Annotated in this window: 23 protein-coding genes; 21 read left to right on the forward strand and 2 right to left on the reverse strand. The window is 26.6% G+C overall.

Going from position 1 to position 20,045, the window contains the following annotated elements; genetic code table 11:
* Window positions 1-46: 46 nt before the first annotated feature.
* From BHW04_RS04495 to BHW04_RS04525, 7 genes are all read left to right on the forward strand, one after another.
* Entirely contained in the window at window positions 47-292 is a 246-nt protein-coding gene (locus BHW04_RS04495) for a hypothetical protein (RefSeq protein ID WP_022212188.1), read from the forward strand.
* Window positions 293-398: 106 nt separating this feature from the next.
* Window positions 399-1,337 carry a hypothetical protein gene (locus BHW04_RS04500; RefSeq protein WP_022212187.1) on the forward strand — a complete coding sequence of 313 codons (939 nt, stop codon included), beginning with the start codon at window positions 399-401 and terminating at the stop codon, window positions 1,335-1,337.
* 15 nt (window positions 1,338-1,352) lie between these two features.
* Entirely contained in the window at window positions 1,353-1,682 is a 330-nt protein-coding gene (locus BHW04_RS04505; protein ID WP_022212186.1) for a lasso peptide biosynthesis PqqD family chaperone, read from the forward strand.
* Complete coding sequence (locus BHW04_RS04510; protein WP_022212185.1) at window positions 1,657-2,115, forward strand: lasso peptide biosynthesis B2 protein; 459 nt, start codon at window positions 1,657-1,659, stop codon at window positions 2,113-2,115. Before BHW04_RS04505 ends, BHW04_RS04510 begins: the two co-directional genes overlap by 26 nt.
* Window positions 2,116-2,175: 60 nt before the next feature.
* The gene (locus tag BHW04_RS04515) at window positions 2,176-2,415 is read left to right on the forward strand and encodes a hypothetical protein (protein WP_022212184.1); all 240 of its coding nucleotides are present in this window, start codon (window positions 2,176-2,178) and stop codon (window positions 2,413-2,415) included.
* A gap of 188 nt (window positions 2,416-2,603) precedes the next feature.
* Window positions 2,604-2,987, forward strand: a complete 384-nt coding sequence (locus tag BHW04_RS04520) for a nucleotidyltransferase domain-containing protein (protein ID WP_022212183.1) — start codon at window positions 2,604-2,606, stop codon at window positions 2,985-2,987.
* Window positions 2,980-3,366: a HEPN domain-containing protein gene (locus tag BHW04_RS04525; protein WP_022212182.1), complete on the forward strand. Its 387-nt coding sequence runs from the start codon at window positions 2,980-2,982 to the stop codon at window positions 3,364-3,366. The genes BHW04_RS04520 and BHW04_RS04525 overlap by 8 nt, the downstream gene beginning before the upstream one ends.
* A gap of 58 nt (window positions 3,367-3,424) precedes the next feature.
* On the opposite strand, the gene BHW04_RS04530 is transcribed toward BHW04_RS04525, so the two are convergent.
* Window positions 3,425-5,152: an ABC transporter ATP-binding protein gene (locus BHW04_RS04530; protein WP_022212181.1), complete on the reverse strand. Its 1,728-nt coding sequence runs from the start codon at window positions 5,150-5,152 to the stop codon at window positions 3,425-3,427.
* A 204-nt stretch (window positions 5,153-5,356) separates the two neighbouring features.
* Here BHW04_RS04530 and BHW04_RS04535 point away from each other — a divergent pair, with 204 nt between their 5' ends.
* The 10 genes from BHW04_RS04535 (at window position 5,357) to BHW04_RS04580 (ending at window position 16,884) form a co-directional block, all read left to right on the forward strand.
* Window positions 5,357-5,479, forward strand: a complete 123-nt coding sequence (locus BHW04_RS04535; protein WP_022212180.1) for a hypothetical protein — start codon at window positions 5,357-5,359, stop codon at window positions 5,477-5,479.
* Window positions 5,466-8,096, forward strand: coding sequence for a YfhO family protein (locus BHW04_RS04540; protein ID WP_302699052.1), 2,631 nt, complete (start codon window positions 5,466-5,468; stop codon window positions 8,094-8,096). Before BHW04_RS04535 ends, BHW04_RS04540 begins: the two co-directional genes overlap by 14 nt.
* Window positions 8,097-8,235: 139 nt before the next feature.
* The gene (locus tag BHW04_RS04545) at window positions 8,236-9,813 is read left to right on the forward strand and encodes an efflux RND transporter periplasmic adaptor subunit (protein ID WP_302699054.1); all 1,578 of its coding nucleotides are present in this window, start codon (window positions 8,236-8,238) and stop codon (window positions 9,811-9,813) included.
* Window positions 9,813-10,523 (forward strand): ABC transporter ATP-binding protein, encoded by a 711-nt coding sequence (locus tag BHW04_RS04550; protein WP_302699055.1) that lies wholly within the window; start codon window positions 9,813-9,815, stop codon window positions 10,521-10,523. Before BHW04_RS04545 ends, BHW04_RS04550 begins: the two co-directional genes overlap by 1 nt.
* Window positions 10,523-11,809 (forward strand): ABC transporter permease, encoded by a 1,287-nt coding sequence (locus tag BHW04_RS04555; RefSeq protein ID WP_302630674.1) that lies wholly within the window; start codon window positions 10,523-10,525, stop codon window positions 11,807-11,809. Before BHW04_RS04550 ends, BHW04_RS04555 begins: the two co-directional genes overlap by 1 nt.
* Before the next feature lie 19 nt (window positions 11,810-11,828).
* Window positions 11,829-12,527 carry a response regulator transcription factor gene (locus tag BHW04_RS04560; protein WP_022167042.1) on the forward strand — a complete coding sequence of 233 codons (699 nt, stop codon included), beginning with the start codon at window positions 11,829-11,831 and terminating at the stop codon, window positions 12,525-12,527.
* Entirely contained in the window at window positions 12,514-14,151 is a 1,638-nt protein-coding gene (locus BHW04_RS04565) for a sensor histidine kinase (RefSeq protein ID WP_302699056.1), read from the forward strand. The genes BHW04_RS04560 and BHW04_RS04565 overlap by 14 nt, the downstream gene beginning before the upstream one ends.
* Before the next feature lie 177 nt (window positions 14,152-14,328).
* The gene (locus BHW04_RS04570; protein ID WP_022212173.1) at window positions 14,329-14,475 is read left to right on the forward strand and encodes an aspartyl-phosphate phosphatase Spo0E family protein; all 147 of its coding nucleotides are present in this window, start codon (window positions 14,329-14,331) and stop codon (window positions 14,473-14,475) included.
* Between the two features lie 140 nt (window positions 14,476-14,615).
* The gene (locus tag BHW04_RS04575; RefSeq protein WP_302699057.1) at window positions 14,616-15,323 is read left to right on the forward strand and encodes a LytR/AlgR family response regulator transcription factor; all 708 of its coding nucleotides are present in this window, start codon (window positions 14,616-14,618) and stop codon (window positions 15,321-15,323) included.
* A 130-nt stretch (window positions 15,324-15,453) separates the two neighbouring features.
* Entirely contained in the window at window positions 15,454-16,884 is a 1,431-nt protein-coding gene (locus tag BHW04_RS04580) for a SpaA isopeptide-forming pilin-related protein (protein WP_302699058.1), read from the forward strand.
* 60 nt (window positions 16,885-16,944) lie between these two features.
* Here BHW04_RS04580 and BHW04_RS04585 read toward each other — a convergent pair whose 3' ends face one another.
* On the reverse strand, window positions 16,945-17,505 hold the full coding sequence (locus BHW04_RS04585; protein ID WP_302699059.1) for an RNA polymerase sigma factor: 561 nt from the start codon (window positions 17,503-17,505) through the stop codon (window positions 16,945-16,947).
* A 239-nt stretch (window positions 17,506-17,744) separates the two neighbouring features.
* Here BHW04_RS04585 and BHW04_RS04590 point away from each other — a divergent pair, with 239 nt between their 5' ends.
* From BHW04_RS04590 to BHW04_RS04605, 4 genes are all read left to right on the forward strand, one after another.
* Window positions 17,745-17,975 (forward strand): single-stranded DNA-binding protein, encoded by a 231-nt coding sequence (locus tag BHW04_RS04590; protein WP_022212169.1) that lies wholly within the window; start codon window positions 17,745-17,747, stop codon window positions 17,973-17,975.
* A 290-nt stretch (window positions 17,976-18,265) separates the two neighbouring features.
* A complete protein-coding gene (locus BHW04_RS04595) occupies window positions 18,266-18,493 on the forward strand; it encodes a DUF1659 domain-containing protein (RefSeq protein ID WP_302630681.1) in 228 nt (75 codons plus the stop codon).
* Between the two features lie 70 nt (window positions 18,494-18,563).
* Entirely contained in the window at window positions 18,564-18,779 is a 216-nt protein-coding gene (locus tag BHW04_RS04600) for a DUF2922 domain-containing protein (RefSeq protein ID WP_022212167.1), read from the forward strand.
* Window positions 18,780-19,157: 378 nt separating this feature from the next.
* Window positions 19,158-19,994, forward strand: coding sequence for a phosphatase PAP2 family protein (locus BHW04_RS04605; protein ID WP_302699060.1), 837 nt, complete (start codon window positions 19,158-19,160; stop codon window positions 19,992-19,994).
* Window positions 19,995-20,045: the final 51 nt, after the last annotated feature.

Raw genomic sequence — 20,045 nt, forward strand, 5'->3', positions numbered from 1 at the left:
ATATATAATAAACCTTAATTAAATTATAAACATATTGGAGGTAAAAATGATAAAAAAATGGATGAATCCAGAATTAAAAGAATTAGATGTAAGAAGAACTAAAGTAATAGAACCAACTATAAGTTCACCACGTTCAATGGAACCATTATATGGATGGCATTGTCCTTGTTGTTTAAAGAATAGTGAATATATATTTAATACAGAATCTTTAGCACGTTATGATTTTAGCACAAATCATTTACCAATTTGTCCTAAATATGATGAAAATACTAAGTCATGTATAATATCTTAATTTTAAAAAGAAATTATATATGAATAAACAAGGTAGATTAATTTCTACCTTGTTTATTCATATATTATGAAAAAATTAAAAATTATATTTAAAATGGAGAGAAAGTATGAATTCAGGAAAAAGTAAGTTTTATTATGAAGTATATGGCTTAGATATTGAATCAGAAATAAAAATAGATGAGTTTGTACCAATTGAAAATATTAATACTGATAATAAAGTTAATATGATATATAGTAAAATGCCAGCCAATATAAAAAAAAGTATAGAAGATAATAAAAAAGCTTTTTTTTCTAAAGAAGAAGTGTGGTTTCATATTGATGAAGTGGCTACTTATAGAGTGACTAATGGGGAGTTCATTGAATTTGAACCTTGTGAAAAGGCAGACCCGTACATTTTAAGAGTGTTTTTAATGTGTAGCTGTTTAGGTTTTATAATGATACAAAGGGATATTATAGCTATTCACGGAGGAACTATTGTTGTTGATAATAAAGCTATAATTTTAACAGGTGATAGAGGGGCTGGAAAATCAACACTTACCACTGCTTTAAGATTAAAAGGATATCAATTTATTTCTGATGATGTAGCTGCTTTAGAAATGAAAAATAATATTCCAATGGTGAAGCATGGGTTTCCTTATCAAAAGCTATGCAGTAGCGCTATGGATAAATTAGAATATGATAAAGAAAAATATTTTTCATTTATGAGTGATACTGAAATTAAATATTTAGTGGATGCTCATGATGATTTTATATATGAGGATACTAGGCTTTTTGCTTTATGTGAATTGTCAGTAAGTGATACTGCTCAGGTTCAAATTGAAGAAATAAAAGGTAGTGAAAAACTAAATAAACTTATAACCAATAGATATAGAGCAGAATTTGTACAAGCAATGGGGGGAATATCACCAATTGCTTTCAAGACTTTACTACAAATTGCCAAGAGCATAAAATTTTATAAGATTATAAGACCAGAAGGTCAATTTACAGTAGATAAGCAGATAGAATTATTGGAAGAAAAAATTAAAACATTACAAAGTATAAATTAAGAAGGAGTGAATCATATGTTAGATTTTAAAAAGTTTTCAGGAAAAGTTGGAGAAGTAAAAAAGGATTATGGAGTTAATCTTGATTCTGTTGTTTCAAAAAATGAAGAAATAGATGATACGGATCTTGATGGTGAAAAAGTAATGATGAACCTAGATAAAGGTCAATACTTTATGATGAATGAAGTAGGAAGTAGAATATGGGAACTTATTGAGGGAAATACTTCTATAGTAAATATAATAGAAACTTTAACTAATGAATATCAAGTAGATGAAGAAACTTGTGAAAATACTGTAATGGAGTTTTTAGGAAGATTAAAAGATGCAGAGCTTATTAAAGTTCTTTAAAAAAATAAAAACATTTTTCAAAATAAAAAATCAGGATAAATTAGCTTTTATAAAAGCATTTATATATATGGGTTACTTTAGATCTTTTATATTATTTGTACCATTTAATAAATTGAGAAAGCGTATGGGTAAGATTAAGTTGGAGTCACCACAGGAAGTAGATGATGAATGCTATAAAAAAGCTGTAAGAATAGCAAGGATAGTAGGAATAGTATCTTATCATACACCATGGGAAAGTAAATGTTTAGTACAAGCATTAACGGCTCAAAAAATGTTAAAGAAACAGGGAGTATCTACAACTCTTTATTTAGGAGTAAAGAAAGACAATAATAATCAAATGTTAGCTCATGCTTGGATCAGATGTGGAGATTATTTTGTTACAGGTGGAGGCAATAGACATGGATATGCCGTAGTTGCCAAATTTGCTAGTTAGTATCTATGACTTATTATAGTCTTAAAATAAATAAATATTAACTTAAAAGGAGAATGGAAAATGAAAAAAGAATTTGTAAAACCTGAATTAAGAGATTTATCAGTAAACTTAACAAATGATATAGAGTATGTAGATTATTGTAATTGGGTAGGTACAGAAGTTATTGGATTAGGCAATGAAGACTACACAGATCCAAATAAAAAACCTACTCAGCACCCAGATTGGGTATGGTGTAATAAGCATAATAGATGGCATCCAAAAAATCATGGTTCAAATGATTCAACAGTAAGTGGCTCATAATATTAAAAATGTAATTTAGTAAAAAATAAGCTTAAGGATAAATATGACCTTAAGCTTATTTTTTATTTTAAATAGAAAAGTATAGATTCAATTTTAAACTTATTGATTTTAACAATATATATATATAATAAAAATAAATTTTAGGATATAATATTATAAAATGATATTATTTAGGATGTGATTAAATCATGTTTTATGGTTGTAATATAAAAAATGATGTTGAGTACTCTCTTGATAAAAACATAAGAAATGAGATTATTAAGATTAGAGATATATGTATTTATAGATTAAAAAATGCAGATATATTATTATTTGGTTCTATAGCAAAGGGAAAATATAAAAATAGTAGTGATATTGATATATTAATATTAATTGATGATAATAAAAGTGTTAGTGAATTAAGAAAATTAAGACATGAATTAGAAGATGATATAGATAACCTAAATTTAAGTAGAAGTGTAGATATTAAATTATATAATAAAAATAGATATATTGAATTAAGTAAGGAAATAAGCTTTGAAGGAGATATAATAAAAGATTTAATAGATATAAGGAAGTGGAATTATGGTTAAGAGAGATATGTTTTATTTTGCAGATATTGATGAAAAATTTATAGATTCAACGAAAGATAATGAAGGATTAGAAGATGGAGTGCTAGTTCATTGTCAGCAATGTATTGAAAAAAATTTAAAAGCTATTATTCAGAAGAAGTACGGAGTGATATCAAAAGAACATAATCTTGTTAAACTATTAGAAGTATTATATTTGCAAGGTTATCCAGAATTAAAAAAGTATAAGAGTCTTTGTAGAGATTTAAAAGATTTTTATTTTAGTAGAAGATATGCCAGTGATGATTATGAAATTTTAACTCATGAAGAATATATTGATTATATTAATAATTTTTATGAGTTATTAAATGAACTTAAGAAAATCAGAAGTGAATTTGAATAAATATAAAAAACACCTAACAGCATGTTTATTATGTTGTTAGGTGTTTTTTTATAAAATGTTATACTAGTTCAGTGGCAACTTCTAAGATACTTTCCTTACTTACTTGTTTTAAATGACCTTTTTCCAGTCGTATTATACGATGACAAATATTAAGGGCTGAAGGTCTATGAGTTATGATGATGCAAGTTGGTTTATGGGGCAGTGATTTAACTGATTTTAAAACACTTACTTCTGTTTCAGGATCAAGAGCAGAAGTTGCTTCATCTAAGATTAATATTGGTTTCTTTCTTAAGAATGAGCGAGCTATGGCTAAGCGTTGAGCTTGTCCCTCGGAAATGCCAGTAGCTTTTTCACCAATTACTGTTTCAATGCCATTTTCTAATTCATTAACGAAATCTAAAGCGCAGGCGTTTTTTAAAGCTTCATATATTTCTTCTTCTGTAGCTTCAAAGTTACCATATCTTAAGTTGTCTTCAATAGTACCAGAAAATAAAGTATTTCCTTGTGGAACATAAGAAATTAAATTTCTGTAATCTCTATTAAAGGAATCCTTTTTATTATTTTCTTTTAAATAAACTTTACCACTGCTTGGATTTATTAGCGCAAGTATCAGTCTAATTAAAGTGGTTTTCCCTTCACCAGATGGACCTACAAAAGCAATGGTTTCACCATAAGGAATAGTTAAATTAATATCATTAATAATTTTAGTACCTTTTTTATATTCAAAAGATACATCTTCAAAGGTTATTTCTGGATTAATAAAATCAATAACTTCTTTTTCTGATGATTTTTCCAATGGTATTTCTTCAAGTTCCATTAATCTTTCGGCAGCGGCAATAGTTGATATTAATCCAGGAAACATAGATGCCAATGAAGAAAATGGAGATTGTACCTTTCCATATAGCTGTAGCATGGCTGTAAAGGTACCATAAGTAGTTACTCCAGTAGAAATATTTAAAGCACCCCAGCAAAAGATTGTAAAGTAAGCTAAGTTTGAACATAGTGACATGGCTAATCCAGTCATAGCTGAAAGTTTAGTATTTTTCATGGCTATATTATATTTATTATTTTGAATTTGTATTAATCTATCCATATTTATTTTTTCCATACAAAAAGTCTTTACAATCATTATATTTTGTACAGATTCTTGAATGAAGGCTCTATATTTAACATCTTCTTCTTGAGCTTTCTTATAAAGAGCTTTTAACTTTTTGCTAAAATATCTGCTTACTAACACAAGAAATGGTCCAATAAATATTGCAATTATAGCAATGGAGGGAGCTAAATAAATAAGCGTAGAAAAAGAAGCTAATAGTGTTACTAAAATTGAAATAATGTTAGGAATGGTACTAAGCAAAGTAGAACTTATAGTTGCTACATCAGAAGTTATTCTTGTCAATAAACTTACACTATGAAATTTACTTTGTTCAAGCCAGCTACTATATTCAATATGTTCAAACATTTTATTTTGAATATTTTGATTAAGCTTTGTAGAAGCATGGGTGCTTAATAAAGATGTTATAGGATTTAATAACATCATACCTAAAGTAATACTGATCATGATAATAAGATACTTTATCACTTGCGAGGTGTTACCGCCTATAGCATTATCTATTAATGATTTGGAAATTAACGTATTATAAACGCTGATTAAAGAGGAAGCTGAACTTATTACAGTAGTAAAGATTAAAAATGGTATTACAGGTTTAGCATGGGATAAAATCCACTTTATTTTTATAAAAAATTCTTTTAAATCATGAATATTTATTAGTTTTTTCCAGTTCATCTAGTAATCTCCTTTTTAAAATACTAAGAATATATTAACATAAAAAGAAATTAAAACCAATTAATAAAAGTGATATTTTAGAGAATATTATAAAAATAAATTGTAGGGAAATGTTGAAAATTGACGTATGAAAATTTAAGTATTATTTGACAAATATAGTAAAATAAATATGTGAAAAATGTAAATAATACTTAGAGGTGAATTATGGATAATGTATGGAGAATAAATAATGGTTATATAAGTAATAGTAATTTAGAGAGAAATAAGAAAATAGTGATAGTAATAAATGTAGTTGAGGATGAAGTTAGGTCATATGAAGAAAATTAAAGAAAACTATATCTTTATTTTATCCTTTATACTTCCAATAGTTCTACTGTTTATAATATTTACAGTCTTAGGAGTAGGCTTTATTGGTGAAAAGACTATAGTGTCCAGTGATATGTATACTCAATATGTTGCTTATTTTGGTAAATTTAAAGAAATTTTAAGTGGAGATGGCAGTATATTTTATTCATTTAATAAATCTCTTGGTGGAAATAATATAGGGTTATTTGCTTACTATTTAGCAAGTCCATTAAATTTGCTTTTGATATTTTTTCCTAAGTCAGCTATAGGTGAGTTTATCTTTAGTATTTATTTAATAAAGATAGGGTTAGCTTCCTTATGTTTTTCCATATATATAAGCAAGGTTTATAAAAAGAAGGATTTATCAGTAGTGATTTTTTCCTTATGTTATGGACTTATGGGATATAACATATGTTTTCAAATGAATATAATGTGGATGGATGGGATGATGCTATTACCATTGGTGGCATTAGGTATTGAAGAAGTAATAGTTAATGAAAAATATAAATTATATATGATAGCTTTATTTATGGTTATTGTAAGCAATTATTATATAGGCTATATGATATGTATTTTTTCAGTATTATACTTTTTCTATAAAGCCAGTATTTATAGAAGAATTACTTTGTCAGGGACAGTTAAGTTTTTTTATTCATCAATTATTACTGGAGGATTAGCAGCTTTTTTACTTATTCCAGTGGCAATATCTTTAAGTACTGGTAAGGCTGATTTTAATTTGTTTAGTGAAGCTATAACCATTAAACAGGATTTAAGTAGCATCTTAAGCAAGTTATTTATTGGTAGTTATAATATGGGACAAGTAATGAAGTCACCTGCCAATATTTATTGTTCAGTTATGGTGGCAGAATTATTAATATTATATTTTTTTAATAAGGAAATTAAGCTAAGAAATAAACTTACTTCTTTAATAGTACTAGGTTTTATTGCTTTAAGCTTTTTTATAAGCACATTTATATTATTATGGCATGGCTTTGATTATCCCATAGGATTTCAATATAGAAATTCATTTATATTTTGCTTTTTTGTAATTACTTTATCATATGAAGCTTGGTTAAAAATTAAAAGCACTAACTTTAAAAGTTTGTTTATAGTAACGCTTTTTTTTGCAATGATAAGTATCTTAGTAAGTTATGGAGATTATGATTATTTAGATATAAATAAAATAGTAGTTACATTTGTAATTAGTGTTTCTTATGTTATTATCTTAACTACTTTTATTAAATTTAATGATATCAACAGAATTATATTGCCCTTAATTAGTGTACTACTTGTCACAGAGCTTACTTTAAATTCTTATCTTTCCATGAAAAATATTAAATATATTGATAAAGAGCATATTGGAGGCTATATTGAAACCATCTCACCATTAATTGAAGAAGTAAAATCACTAAATGATAATTTTTATAGAATTGAACAAGTTTATAGAAATACCTTAAATGATTCTATGCTTTTAAATTATAATGGTCTTGGTCATTCTAGCTCAGCTAATGAGGAAAACACAGCTAAGTTAATTAAGAGTTTTGGTTTTAAAACCAGTGTCATTAATAATGTTTATAATATGGGTTCAACAATTCCCATAGATTCAATTTTAGGTATTAAATATCTGATTTCCATGGAGCAGCCAGAATTTTTTAAGTGCTATAAATATAAGCAAAATATGTTTTATAAAAAGGTTAAAACAGAAGGGAGTTATGCTGTTTATGAAAATCCTTATGCTTTACCTATAGCATTTATGGTTAATGAAAGATTAGAGTCTACCAATATCAATGAAGTTAAAAATAAATTTGTTTATAGTAACGATATATTAAAGTTAATGGTTAATGAAAATTATGATATATATAAAGTATTAAATATCACTGATATTAAATTAAATAACTTATCAGAAGTGAAATATGATGATGAAACAGTATATCAAAAGGAAATTAAGGGTGTAAAAGCTACCATAGAGTTTATTGTAAAGGCTGAGCAATATGCACCAATATATATGTTTTTAAAATCCAGTGAATATGAAAATGGTTTTAGTAGCAAGAAAAGTAATATTAGTTCACAAAATAGTGTTAACATAACAGTAAATAATAATGTAAAGTATGATCAGTTTACAGGTTATGGTTATAATATTCAATTTATTGGCACCTATGATAAGGATGAAGAAATAACCATTGAAATTTCTGTATTAAATGATAGCTTTAGTTTAGATGAAGTACAATTATATTATTGTGATATGGATAGATTCCAAGACATTTATAAAAATTTATCTTATAATATAATAGAAAATACAATATATAAAGATGGATATATTAAAGGTGATATAAAGGTAACAGCAGATAAGACATTGATGTATACTTCAATTCCTTATGATGAAGGTTGGAATTTAAAAGTTGATGGTGAGGAGTATGATTATTTTAAAATTTTAAATGGATTAATTGGTGTAAAACTTCAGCCAGGACAACATAAAATTGAATTTAAATATAAGTTACCAGGTTTAAGATTAGGCATAGGGATTTCTATATTTTCATTGGGAATATTAATTTTAGCATTTAAAAATAAAAAAAGAGTCTTTTCTAAGTTAAAGAGTTAGAAAAGACTCTTTCTTATTATAAATGAATATTTTATAGTCACTATAATATATTAAGGTTATATTAAGGTTATATTATGTATAAAATTAATATCTAATATTTAAAATAAATTTATATAATAGTGAAAGGATGAACTGCTTTATGAAGAGAAAAGAGATTAAGGATGTTATTAAAAAATTTACATATAAAAATAAAAAGAGTTTATGTATATTTATGGTTTTAGCTGTTTTGGCTGGGGGAATTGTTATTGTTAAAATTAATTCTTATAAATCACAACAAACAATAGATTCTGAAAATTATGCTAGAACTGTTTTTGTTGAAAAGGGAGAAATAAATAGGTCAATAAATGTAAATGGTAAAATTGAAAGTGCAGAAGTATCAATGGTTTCAACATCATTAACGGAAAAAGTTAAGTCTGTTAATGTAAAAGTTGGAGACTATGTTAAAGCTGGAGATGTTATTTGTACTTTAGATGATGGTGATATAACAAAAGAAATTGAAAAGAAAAAATCTGAAATAGCTGAAAATAAGAAAGAATTAGAAGCTAATTATAATAAATTATCTAATCAGTTAAAAGAAGCAAAAAATGTTAAAGTATCTTCAGTATCAGCACAAGATAATGTAGTATCAAATTTAAAAAGTAACTATGAAAACACAGAAAATGATTTAAATAATTATGATGGAACTTATAAAAAGATTCAAAATACATATAACACAATGTTAAGTGCAATAGAAAGTAAAGTAAATAATTATAATGAAGCTGAGAATATTAAAAATTCTGCTTATAATGCTTGGATAGCTAGTGGAGGAAATGCTTCTTCTGATGAATATGTAGCTTATAAAAGTGCAGAAGAAAATTTAAATAATAAACAAAGAGAATTAGAAGAAGCAAAACAACTTTATAATTATGAAGAAATAAAAGAAAGCTATAATGCAGCACTGGCAATATTTAATGAAAAAATAAGCAATAGAAATTTAGCTAAGGAACAATATGAAGCAGCAGTAGCAAATCGTTTAAGTGTGATTAATAGTGCTGATGGAGAAATATCTAATCTTGAATCATCAGTTAATGATGCATATAAACAACTACAAAAAGCTGATGATAATGAAGAATTAAAAAATTTAGAAGAAAGATTATCAAAAACTGTATTAAAGGCTGAAACAGATGGGAAGGTAACTGAACTAAAAGTAAAGGTAGGGGCAGTACCAGAGGGACAAGTTGCTACAATTCAATCTGATAATAAGCTTATTATAAGTGCTATTATTCCAGAGTATGAAATTAAAAATGCAAAAGTAGGTATGAATGCATTGATTACTACTAATTCTAGTGATAAAAAGATTTCAGGAAAGCTTACAAGAATATCTCCTACAGCTAATGCTGGAGAAACAAGTGGTTTTTCAGCAGATATATCTATAGATGATGCTAAAGATTTATATATTGGAACAAATGCTAAAGCAGAGATAATAGTTTCAGAAAAGAAAAATATTCTTATGGTTCCTAAAGATGCAGTTAAAGAGGTGGGAGGAAAATATTTCCTAATGGTAAAAGGAAAAGATAATCAATTTATTGAAACAGAAGTAACTCTTGGAGAAGAAAATGATTATTATGTTGAAGTAAGTGGAAGTGGCATAAAAGAAGGTAGTGAAATACTTGCTGATCTTACAAATTATAATGAAACAACAGAAGGTGTTGAGAATGAAAGTAAAGGTGAAGCATAATGATAGATAAAGTCAAACCACTAATAGAAATGAAAGAAATAATTAAGGCATATAATATTGGATTAGAAAGTGAAATAGAAATACTACATGGTATAGATTTGAAAATTTATGAAGGAGAATTTGTGGCTATTGTAGGTGAATCAGGTTCAGGTAAATCTACATTAATGAATATTATAGGGGTTTTAGATAAACAAACTAAAGGTGAATATTATTTAGATGGTATAGATATAAAAAATGCCAATGAATCAGAAATGAATGTTATTAGAAATAAAAAGATTGGTTTTGTTTTTCAAAATTTTAATTTGATAGGAAGAACATCTGCTCTTAGAAATGTGGAATTACCTATGCTTTATGCAGGTGTACCAGCAGAACAGCGTACAAAAAGAGCTAAGGAGCTTTTAAGTAAAGTTGGAATGGAATCTAGAATGAATCATATGCCTAATGAGCTTTCAGGAGGACAAAAGCAAAGAGTTGCCATTGCTAGAAGTTTAGTTAATAATCCTGCAATAATTCTTGCGGATGAGCCAACAGGAGCACTTGATAGTGAAACTAGTACTATGGTAATGAATATTTTTAATGATTTAAATAAAAATCAAGGAAAAACAATTATTCTTATAACTCACAGTAAAGAAATAGCAGAGCAATGTCCTAGAATTGTAACCATAAAAGATGGAAAAATTATAAATGATAGCAAAGAGGTGGTGAGTTAATGGGATTAATGGAAAATGTAAGGCTAGCTATCAGCAGTTTAAAAGCAAATAAGCTTAGAGCGTTACTTACAATGTTAGGTATTATAATAGGTATTGCCTCTGTAATTACCATTGTTACCATAGGAGATTCACTGGCTGCATCAATAAATAGTGAAATGTCAGGTTTTGGTGCTAGAAATATTAATATGTACTTAGAACAAAAAAATTTAATTACATATAATGAAAATGGAGAAGAAATTTATTCTGAATATGAAGCACCCACAGAAAAGGATTTTGTTACAGATGAAATAATAAGTGATTATAAAAAAAAATTTGCTGATGATTTATTAGCAGTACCTCTTTCAGAAAGTGCTGGAAGTAGTACTCTTTTAAATGGAAGAATCAAAGTTGATATAGAGGTATATGCTGTAAATGCAGATTACTTCAAAGGTGAAAATGTTAAAATAATATCTGGAAGAGCCTTAACGGAAAAAGATAATGATGAATTAAGAGCTGTTACTGTAGTAAGTGATAGTTTTGTTGATAAGTATTTTAAAGGTAAATATACATATGATGAAGTTTTAGGTAAATCTTTTGAAGCAAATATAGGAAAGAATACAGTAAAGCTATATATATGTGGTGTATATAAGTATAATAAAAATGATGGAGAAGGTATGTATTCATCAGATGGAAAAACAAGTACAAAAGTATTTATTCCTATGTCAATTTATAAAAAAATTAATAATAAAAGTAAGGGGTATGAATATTTTACTATTATACCTAAAGAAAATGTAGATTTAAATGAGTTTTTAAATAAGACAAACAGCTATTTTTCTGAAGCCTATAAATCAAATAAAAAATTTGAACCAACTGGATATAGTATGGAATCAATGATGGAATCTACAAATAAGATGATTAATAGTATTAAACTAGGAATAAGTGCTGTAGCAGCAATATCACTTTTAGTAGGTGGTATTGGTGTAATGAATATAATGATGGTTTCAATTACAGAAAGAACAAAAGAGATAGGCATTCGTAAAGCATTAGGAGCAGGAAAGAGGGTTATACTTATACAATTTATTGTGGAAGCGGTAATTATATGTATAATAGGAGGTATAATAGGTGTTATAATAGGAAATTGTTTTGGAGCAATAGGTGCAAAAATCATGGGATATAGTGTTAAAGCTAATATTTATGCAATTTTATATTCAGTTGCTTTCTGTATGGCCATAGGGATATTCTTTGGATATTATCCAGCTAGTAAAGCAGCAAAGATGAATCCTATTGATGCATTAAGATACGAGTAAAGAGGAGTAAATTAATTATATGACAAAAAATATATTAATTGCAGAAGATGATGAGGATATAGTTGGTTTATTAAGATTATATTTAGAAAAGGATGGATATAAAGTTATATCTGTAGATAATGGAGAAGATGCTTTTAAAATAGTAAAAAATAGTCAAATATCTTTAGCATTATTAGATATTATGATGCCTAAGATGAATGGTTATGAACTTACTAAAAAAATTAGAGAGATAACAAATATTCCCATTATAATTTTATCAGCTAAAACTCTTGATAGTGAAAAGATACTAGGTCTTGACTTAGGTGCTGATGATTATCTTACAAAGCCTTTTAATCCATTGGAAGTAGTAGCTAGAGTAAAGTCACTTTTAAGAAGGTGTTATGAATTTAAGTTAGATAATGTAGAAGAATCTAAGAAAATATTAAAAGTTGGTGAATTAGTATTAAATGAAGAAACAGTATCTTTAACTAAGAATGGGGAAGAAATTCAACTAACTCCAACTGAATTTAAGATATTAGCTCTTTTAATGAGTAATCCAGGAAGAGTATATACAAAGGTGCAAATTTATGAAAATATTAATGGAGAATATTTCAAAAATGATGATGGTGCATTAATGGTGCATATTTATAGAATTAGAGAAAAAATAGAAGATGATTCAAAGAACCCAATGTATTTAAAAACAGTAAGGGGGCTTGGTTATAAAATTGAAAAAATCTAAAAAGGCAAATAGAAGGGGAAGTATATTTTCCCTTCTAATTAATAATTACATATTATTCACAGTAATTATTATAATTTCAGCTATATTAATAAACAATGTTAGCAATTATTTAATATTTGGTGATTATGATGCTATTTTAGGATTAACTAAGAAATATCAAAATTACTTGAAGGAAGAAAAATTTAATAAATTAAATCTAAAAGAGATAACAGGTGAAGATGGTACTATAGAAATATTAGATGAAAATTATAATTTAATTTATTCTTTAGGAAAGGATATTAATAAGGAAAAATATAATGAAGATGAGATAAATGCTATACCAAACTATAGAAAGGATGATACATATTTAAATATATATGATTATTATAGTGAAAATGGGGAAAGTTATAAGCTAATTATTGCTGAATCATATTATTCAGAAGGTGTTATAAGCAATTCATTAAAATCTACTAGTAAATGGTTTAAAGTATTAGATAAAAATTTGAATGTTATATTAGAAAGTGATAATGCACCAGCAAAAAAAAATTATACTGAAAAAGAAATTATTTATATGAGAGGTTATTATAATAATGGACTATTTATTGAAAAGTATCAATATATTAATAATGACGGCATAAAAAGAACAGCTATTATTAAATCAAGAGAGTTGTACACAAATAGTTTCTTTAAAAAAATGAATATATTAACTAAGATAGATTTTGTTGTGTTTGGAATAGCTTATATAATTTTAGTAGTGATATTTGTATTTGTTCTTAGAAGTAAGTTTTATGAGCCATTAGAAAAGCTTAATAAAGCAATGGAACTTTTAACAGAAGGAAAAAGAAAAAAACCTGTAGATTATAGTGGACCTCGTGAGTTTGTAGATATATGTGATAGATTTAATATTATGGTAAGTAAGCTTGAAGATAGTGAAAATCAACGTAAGAAGTTGATGAATGATAAAGAACGTATGATGGCAGATATATCACATGATTTAAAGACACCTATAACAAGTATTCAAGGATACGCTAAAGCGCTTTCAGATGGAATAATTTCTGATGAAGATAAGGATAAGTATATAAAGATTATTTATGAAAAATCAAAGAAGCTTACAGAGCTTATTAATATTTTTCATGAATACAGTAAACTAGAGCATCCAGACTTTAATCTTATTTTTGAAAAAGTTGATTTAAGTGAATATTTAAGAGCATATATTGCTTTAAAATATGAAGATATAGTTGAAAGTGGCTTTAATATAGAAGTGGATATTCCAGAAGAGGAAATGGAAATAAAAATTGATAAGGTTCAGTTACAAAGGGTATTTGATAATATTTTAGGCAATAGCATTAAACATAATGAAAAAGGTACTAATATATATGTATCATTGAAAGAAAAAAATGATATTTATGAAATAATAATTGCTGATGATGGAAAGGGAATTTCAAAAGATATAGCAAATAATATATTTGAAGCATTTACAGTAGGTGATGAATCAAGAAATAGCAAACAGGGATCAGGTCTTGGTCTTGCTATAGCTAAAACAATAGTTGATCTTCATGAAGGAACCATAGAGCTTGAACCAGAATCTCTTAAGAAATTTAGTACACAATTTAAAATAATTTTAAAGAAAAATCCTAAACTATAGATTTCGTTTATATTCTTTACAGTATACTTTTTTAAACAATTAAGTTGAAAATATGAATTAAGAGAATAAAAATATATCCATACATTTTAACAAAAAAAAACAACAATATTACAAAAAGATACATTTAAATAAATTTATGTTGTAATCTTAGAATAATATTATTGAAGAGGTGGTTTTATGGAGATATATGATGAAATTGATAAGATAAGAGAAATTCTAGAATATGAAATTGACAAAAGTAGTTCTTTAAGTGACAATAAGATTTTAGAATTAAGTGTTAGATTGGACAAACTTATTAATGAGTATTATAGGAGTATAAATTAAAGTTAATTATAAAGGATATGTATTGGTAATTATATTATGGAGGAATCTTATAGAATAGGTGTTAAATAAATCTATTTTATAGGGTTCTTTTATATTTAGGTTTTAAGTGTTAGATTTTGAATTTAGGGAGGTATTAACTAATGATTAATGTAGCAATATGTGAAAATAATGCAATGCAAATAAAATATGTAGTAGATGTGATTAAGAAGTATTCAATAAAAGAGAATATGGATTTTATGATAGATAAATTTATCAGTGGTGAAGAGTTATTAAATAGTAACCATAGTAAATATAATGTGATTTTTTTAGAAATAAAAATGAATGGAATATCAGGCATAGACACAGCAAAAAAAATAAGGGAAACCAATGAAGAGGTTAAGATAATTTTTCTAACAGCATCAAAGGAGTTATGGGCAGAAGCATTTAAAGTAAATGCATTTAGATATTTAGTTAAACCTGTAAAGGAAAAGGAACTATATAATGAAATATCTACTGTAGTTAATGAAATTAAAAGAAATAACAAATATATAATATTAAATTATAATAATGAAATAAATAAGATTTTTATAAGTAATATAAGATATTTGGAAATTGAAAATAGAAAAGTAGTATTTCATTGTAATTCAGGTAAGTATTATTCTATGAGGCCATTATCATACTGGAATGAAGTATTAACAAAATATAATTTCTATAAACCACATAGTAGCTATTTAGTAAATTTAAAATACATATCAAAGATAAACAAGGAGTTATTGGAACTATCCACTGGTGAGATAATATATTTTTCAAAAAGAAAGTATAAAGAATTTAAAGAAAAGTACATGGAGTATATAATTAGTGAAATATAAGTAAAGATATATATTCATAGTATAAGTAATATTAATAAAATTTATGAAAATAAATTTAAAAGAGTATTTATTTGGTATATAATCTAGATATAAGTATACTTATAAATATATCAACAAAAAGGGTGAATATATGAAAGGGGTAAAAAGAAGATTCGCAAATGTTAGAAGCATAGCAATATTTATAAGCATTTTTATGTTTATAAGCTTATTTTCTAATATTACAGTAAAAGCAGATGAGCTAGAAGATGGAGAAGTTAATCTAGTAGTTTCAGAGCAGGCAGAAATTCAAAGTAATGAAGAATTTGATGCTGAAAATGAACTTCTTATTACAGAAGAAATAAAAGAATATGAAGATACCCAAAATCATAAGGTTACGACAGTTAATGTAAGTAATGGTTATGAAGAGTTTGTTGAAGAAACAAAAGAAGAACTTCCTACTGCAGAGGAAGCTAATGAACAAGAAGAAATTTTTCAATATGAAAAAGAATCTGAAGGAGCTATAACTGAAGATAAAGAAGAAGTTATAGTGCCTGGAGAATCTACAGAAAAACTAAATGAAGGTGACACTGAAAGTGAAGAGCCTAAAGAAGATGAAGAAGATACTGAACAAATGAAGATATCATTATTAATTAATGATGAAGAAGTAAACTATGAAGACAATATTAGCTTAAATGAAGACGATGATATTGATTTAAGTGTAATGTACTGTACTAAGGATAAAATAAAGGCTGGAGATACATTAGAGATTAAGATTCCTACATTTATCACTGTAAAAGATATAAAATATGAAAAAACTGATTTCAGTGAAGAAAGTGTTGCAGATGATGGCACTGTAAAACTTATTTTTAAAGAAAGAATTTTAGATGTAGGATCAATATACATTGGGAAAATTACCATAAGTGGTACTATAGCACATACAGAGGAAAGTGTTACTGAAGGCACAGAAGTACTTGTAAATGGAGCAGCTTTAATTGGTGCAAGCATTACAGCTATTCCAAAAGTTAATACAGAGCCTAATCCAGAAGAACCAGCAGAGGAGTTTTATAAGGGATCTGTAGTATTAACCAATGTTGAAAGAGGAAATAATGAAAAGGTTCTTGTAGGATCTATGTTCATTTTACTTGATGAAAATCTAGATAAGATGGGAGATATCTACACCACCAATGAACAAGGGCAAATTACTGTTGATAATTTGATTGAAGGAGATTATTACTTTATAGAAATAGCACCTGAAGCAGGTTATGTTTTGGATATGATTCCAGTTAAATTTACTATTTCGAAAGATAATGAGGGACCTGTTTTGGTATTTAAGGAAAATTCACTTATGCCAAAATTAACTTTTCCAAGTGGTAATGGTAATGTCAGCAGTGGAAGCACTATTAACAAATTAAGCGGACTTTCTATGGCTAGTAAGTTAAGTACTAACACCAGCAAAAATTATAGAAGAACCCTTCCTAATACAGGGGGGAATTCAAAGGCTGTGGCACTAGTAGTGGCACTTACAGCTATTTTAATAGGCTTTAAATTTGTCAGAAGAAAAAAGGACAATAATGTAACTTAAGTTAATAAAAAAATGCGTGATTGAGCAAGTGCCAACACGCATTTTTTATATAATAATATATTATATGAAAAATTTTCTAAGCTTGGATAATATTAAATCTAAGTTCTTTTTTCCTTCATATCGTGTGATTTCTTTTTCTAAGCAATAAGGCCTAAGTTTTCCTTTGAATTTGTAAAAGATAAGATAAAGTACTTCTAGTTCATCTGATGATAAGGTAGATAATGCTTCTTTTAGTGTTGTGTGTATAGAACTTGAAATTAGTAATTCTTCTAGATTTACACTATCTTCTAATAAATCAATGATATCATAATCACCTACTACATTAATATTGAGACTGGATTCTAAATTAGATTTGTGGTGATTGCGGATAAGTAGATTAAAGGTATTTCTGATGGTATTCATGATATAAGCATCATATGTTATGCTGTCTTTATTTAAATCTAGAGCATTTAAGGCTTTAAGTACTGAAAGGCTAGCTTCTTGCCTAAGATCATTTTTATCAAATCCCTTTAAGTTTGTCTTTAAGCAATACTTATTAATAAGTGGTTCATATTTGTGCAGTACAGCTAGAGCTGCATCTTTATTTCCTTCTTTAAATTTTTTTACTATGGTCTTATCCATTTTTAACTCCCCCTTTTTAAAAAATAAAACACATAATAGAACATGTGTTTATTATACTATATAAATATTCAGTTTTTACCAATTTGTAAAAAAATCTTATCGACAAATTATTTTAGTGAGAATAAGACATATTATAGGAATAAAATTATTATTTTTTTAATATAAACAAAATAGATGGATATAAAGCCGGTACATTAAAATTATATTTTATTTATATTAATTATTTTGGAGGAATAGATATGAATGAATATTTAGAACAAGCTATTTCCGAGGTTAATAATTTAAATGAAGGTGAAGAGTTTTTAGTAAGAGATTTGTTCAAAGGATATACTTGGAATAGGATGACAGTTGGTACTAAACTTAGTCTTGATAAGTTGTTTTTAAATGAAGTAAATACAAATAAGAATTTAAAAATCAGTGTACTCGGCAAGAACTCATTTCATCAGCCAATTTTTAAAAAACTAAAGTAAATGATATAAGCTAATTTAAGCAGAAAGCTGGTTACATGGAAGGTTAGGTTTCTATGTAATCAGCTTTTTAAGTTTAATGACACTAAATAAAACAAAAAATAAAAAGGAAAATGAATTTAAAAACACGAAGGTTTTAAATTAAAAGGGTATTATAAGTATTTACATCTATATGAAAAATATTCAAATAAATTTGAAAAATTCCTAAAAAAATTTCACAAAATTTTTTAGGTGCATATTTATTATATGTAAGGCGAAAGACTTACAAGATAAATAAAAAGGGGGACTGTAAAATGGCAGTAAGCAAGGAAATTTCAACAACATCATTAGCAATTGAAGTGGAAAGTGGGGTGGATTCAAGTGGTAATGCTACTTACAGCAAAAAGAGCTTTTCAGGGGTAAAAGATGGGGCAGATCCAGAAAAGGTTTATGCAGTAGCAGAAGCAATCAAAGGTGTTATAGGGGCAAACACTAGATACTACTACTTAACAGAAGTATCACTACTAAAATCAGAACAATAAAAATGGAAAATTGAAAATGAAAAATTAAGGGGTTTTTTCATTAATTATCAATTAAAAAGGGGTGTTTTTTATGGAATTTACTTTATCAATGACTTTTTTAACTTCTACAGGGGAAAAAACAACAATGTCAGTTTCTAATGTGAAGGAGAATCTAACACAAGATGAAGCAGTGACACTTATGGATGCTATAATAGCAAATGATATTTTTCAAACTTCTAAGGGAAACTTTGTAGCTAAGTCAGCAGCACAAGTAACTGAAAGAAAAGTAACTAAGTTTGAAATTTAGTATTTAGTATAAATAAAATACTTTAGAACTCAGAAAGATGCTGTATCAAAATAACATTTGATGCAGCATCTTCTTTTAGTTTAGCACAAGTATAAATATTGATTTTTAAAAGGATAAACGTTCATTAATTATTATAGGTATATTATTAGTAATTTATTCATAAATATAAAAAATAATTTAAATAATATGGTGTAAGAGAACTTTAGATTAATTGTAAGCAAGAAGGTTGAGGTAAGTATTTTAGATATTAATCATAAGATTAATATGTCTATCTAAAAATATTAGCTTTATAATTTTAAGAAAATTTTGGTAAGTGAATTAAAAATTTTTCTTAATGAGTGATATAATATTGTTATTAAATTGTAAGGGGGGATAATTATGGAGTTTGAATTAAATATTATCAGGTCAATACAAAGTATAGCAAGTCCGTTTTTGGATGGATTATTTCAATTAATAACTATGTTTGGAGAAGAAGCAATTTTAATTCCTTTAATTGCTGTTATTTATTGGACATTTAATAAGAAAATGGGCGAGTATATTGCTTATTCTTCTTTAACTAGTGTATTGATAAATGGAGCTGTTAAGGATGTTTTTAAAGCAAAAAGACCTATAGGAGAGCCAGGCATAAGATCACTAAGAGTTGAAACTGCCACTGGATATTCTTTTCCAAGTGGACATACACAAGGGACAGCTTCTTTTTGGGGAGCAATAGCTATTTATTTAAAGAAGAATTATATGTATGCTATTTCAGGTATTATTATAGTTTCTGTAGCAATATCAAGATTATATCTAGGAGTACATTATCCCAAAGATGTTTTGTTTGGAGCTATCTTTGGTTTGTTGACATCTTTTATTACATATAAGTTATTTGGTAAAATTAATAATAGGATTGCTTTATATTTTGCTACATTTACAATTTTTCTACCAGCATTTTTCTATGCTCATTCAGCAGATTTTATTAAGGGAATGGGAACATTCTTAGGCTTTGTTCTAGGTATTTATGTGGAAAAGAAGTATATTAATTTTTCTGTGGAAGGAAAGTTATCTAATAAAATTTTAAGAGTAGTAATTGGACTTGCAATATTAATTATTTTAAAGGTTGGTTTAAAAGCAATTTTACCTAAAAAATTAGTATTTGATTTCATCAGATACTTTATGGTTGTATTCTTCGGTATTGGACTATACCCAGCTATATTTAAAAAGTTTAAATTATAACTTAAAAAATACAACAATAAGATATATATTATTTTACAGTACATTTAGGGC

The sequence above is a fragment of the Clostridium sp. 29_15 genome, assembly GCF_001916075.1.
In the GTDB taxonomy this organism is placed as follows: Bacteria; Bacillota; Clostridia; order Clostridiales; family Clostridiaceae; genus Clostridium; species Clostridium lentum.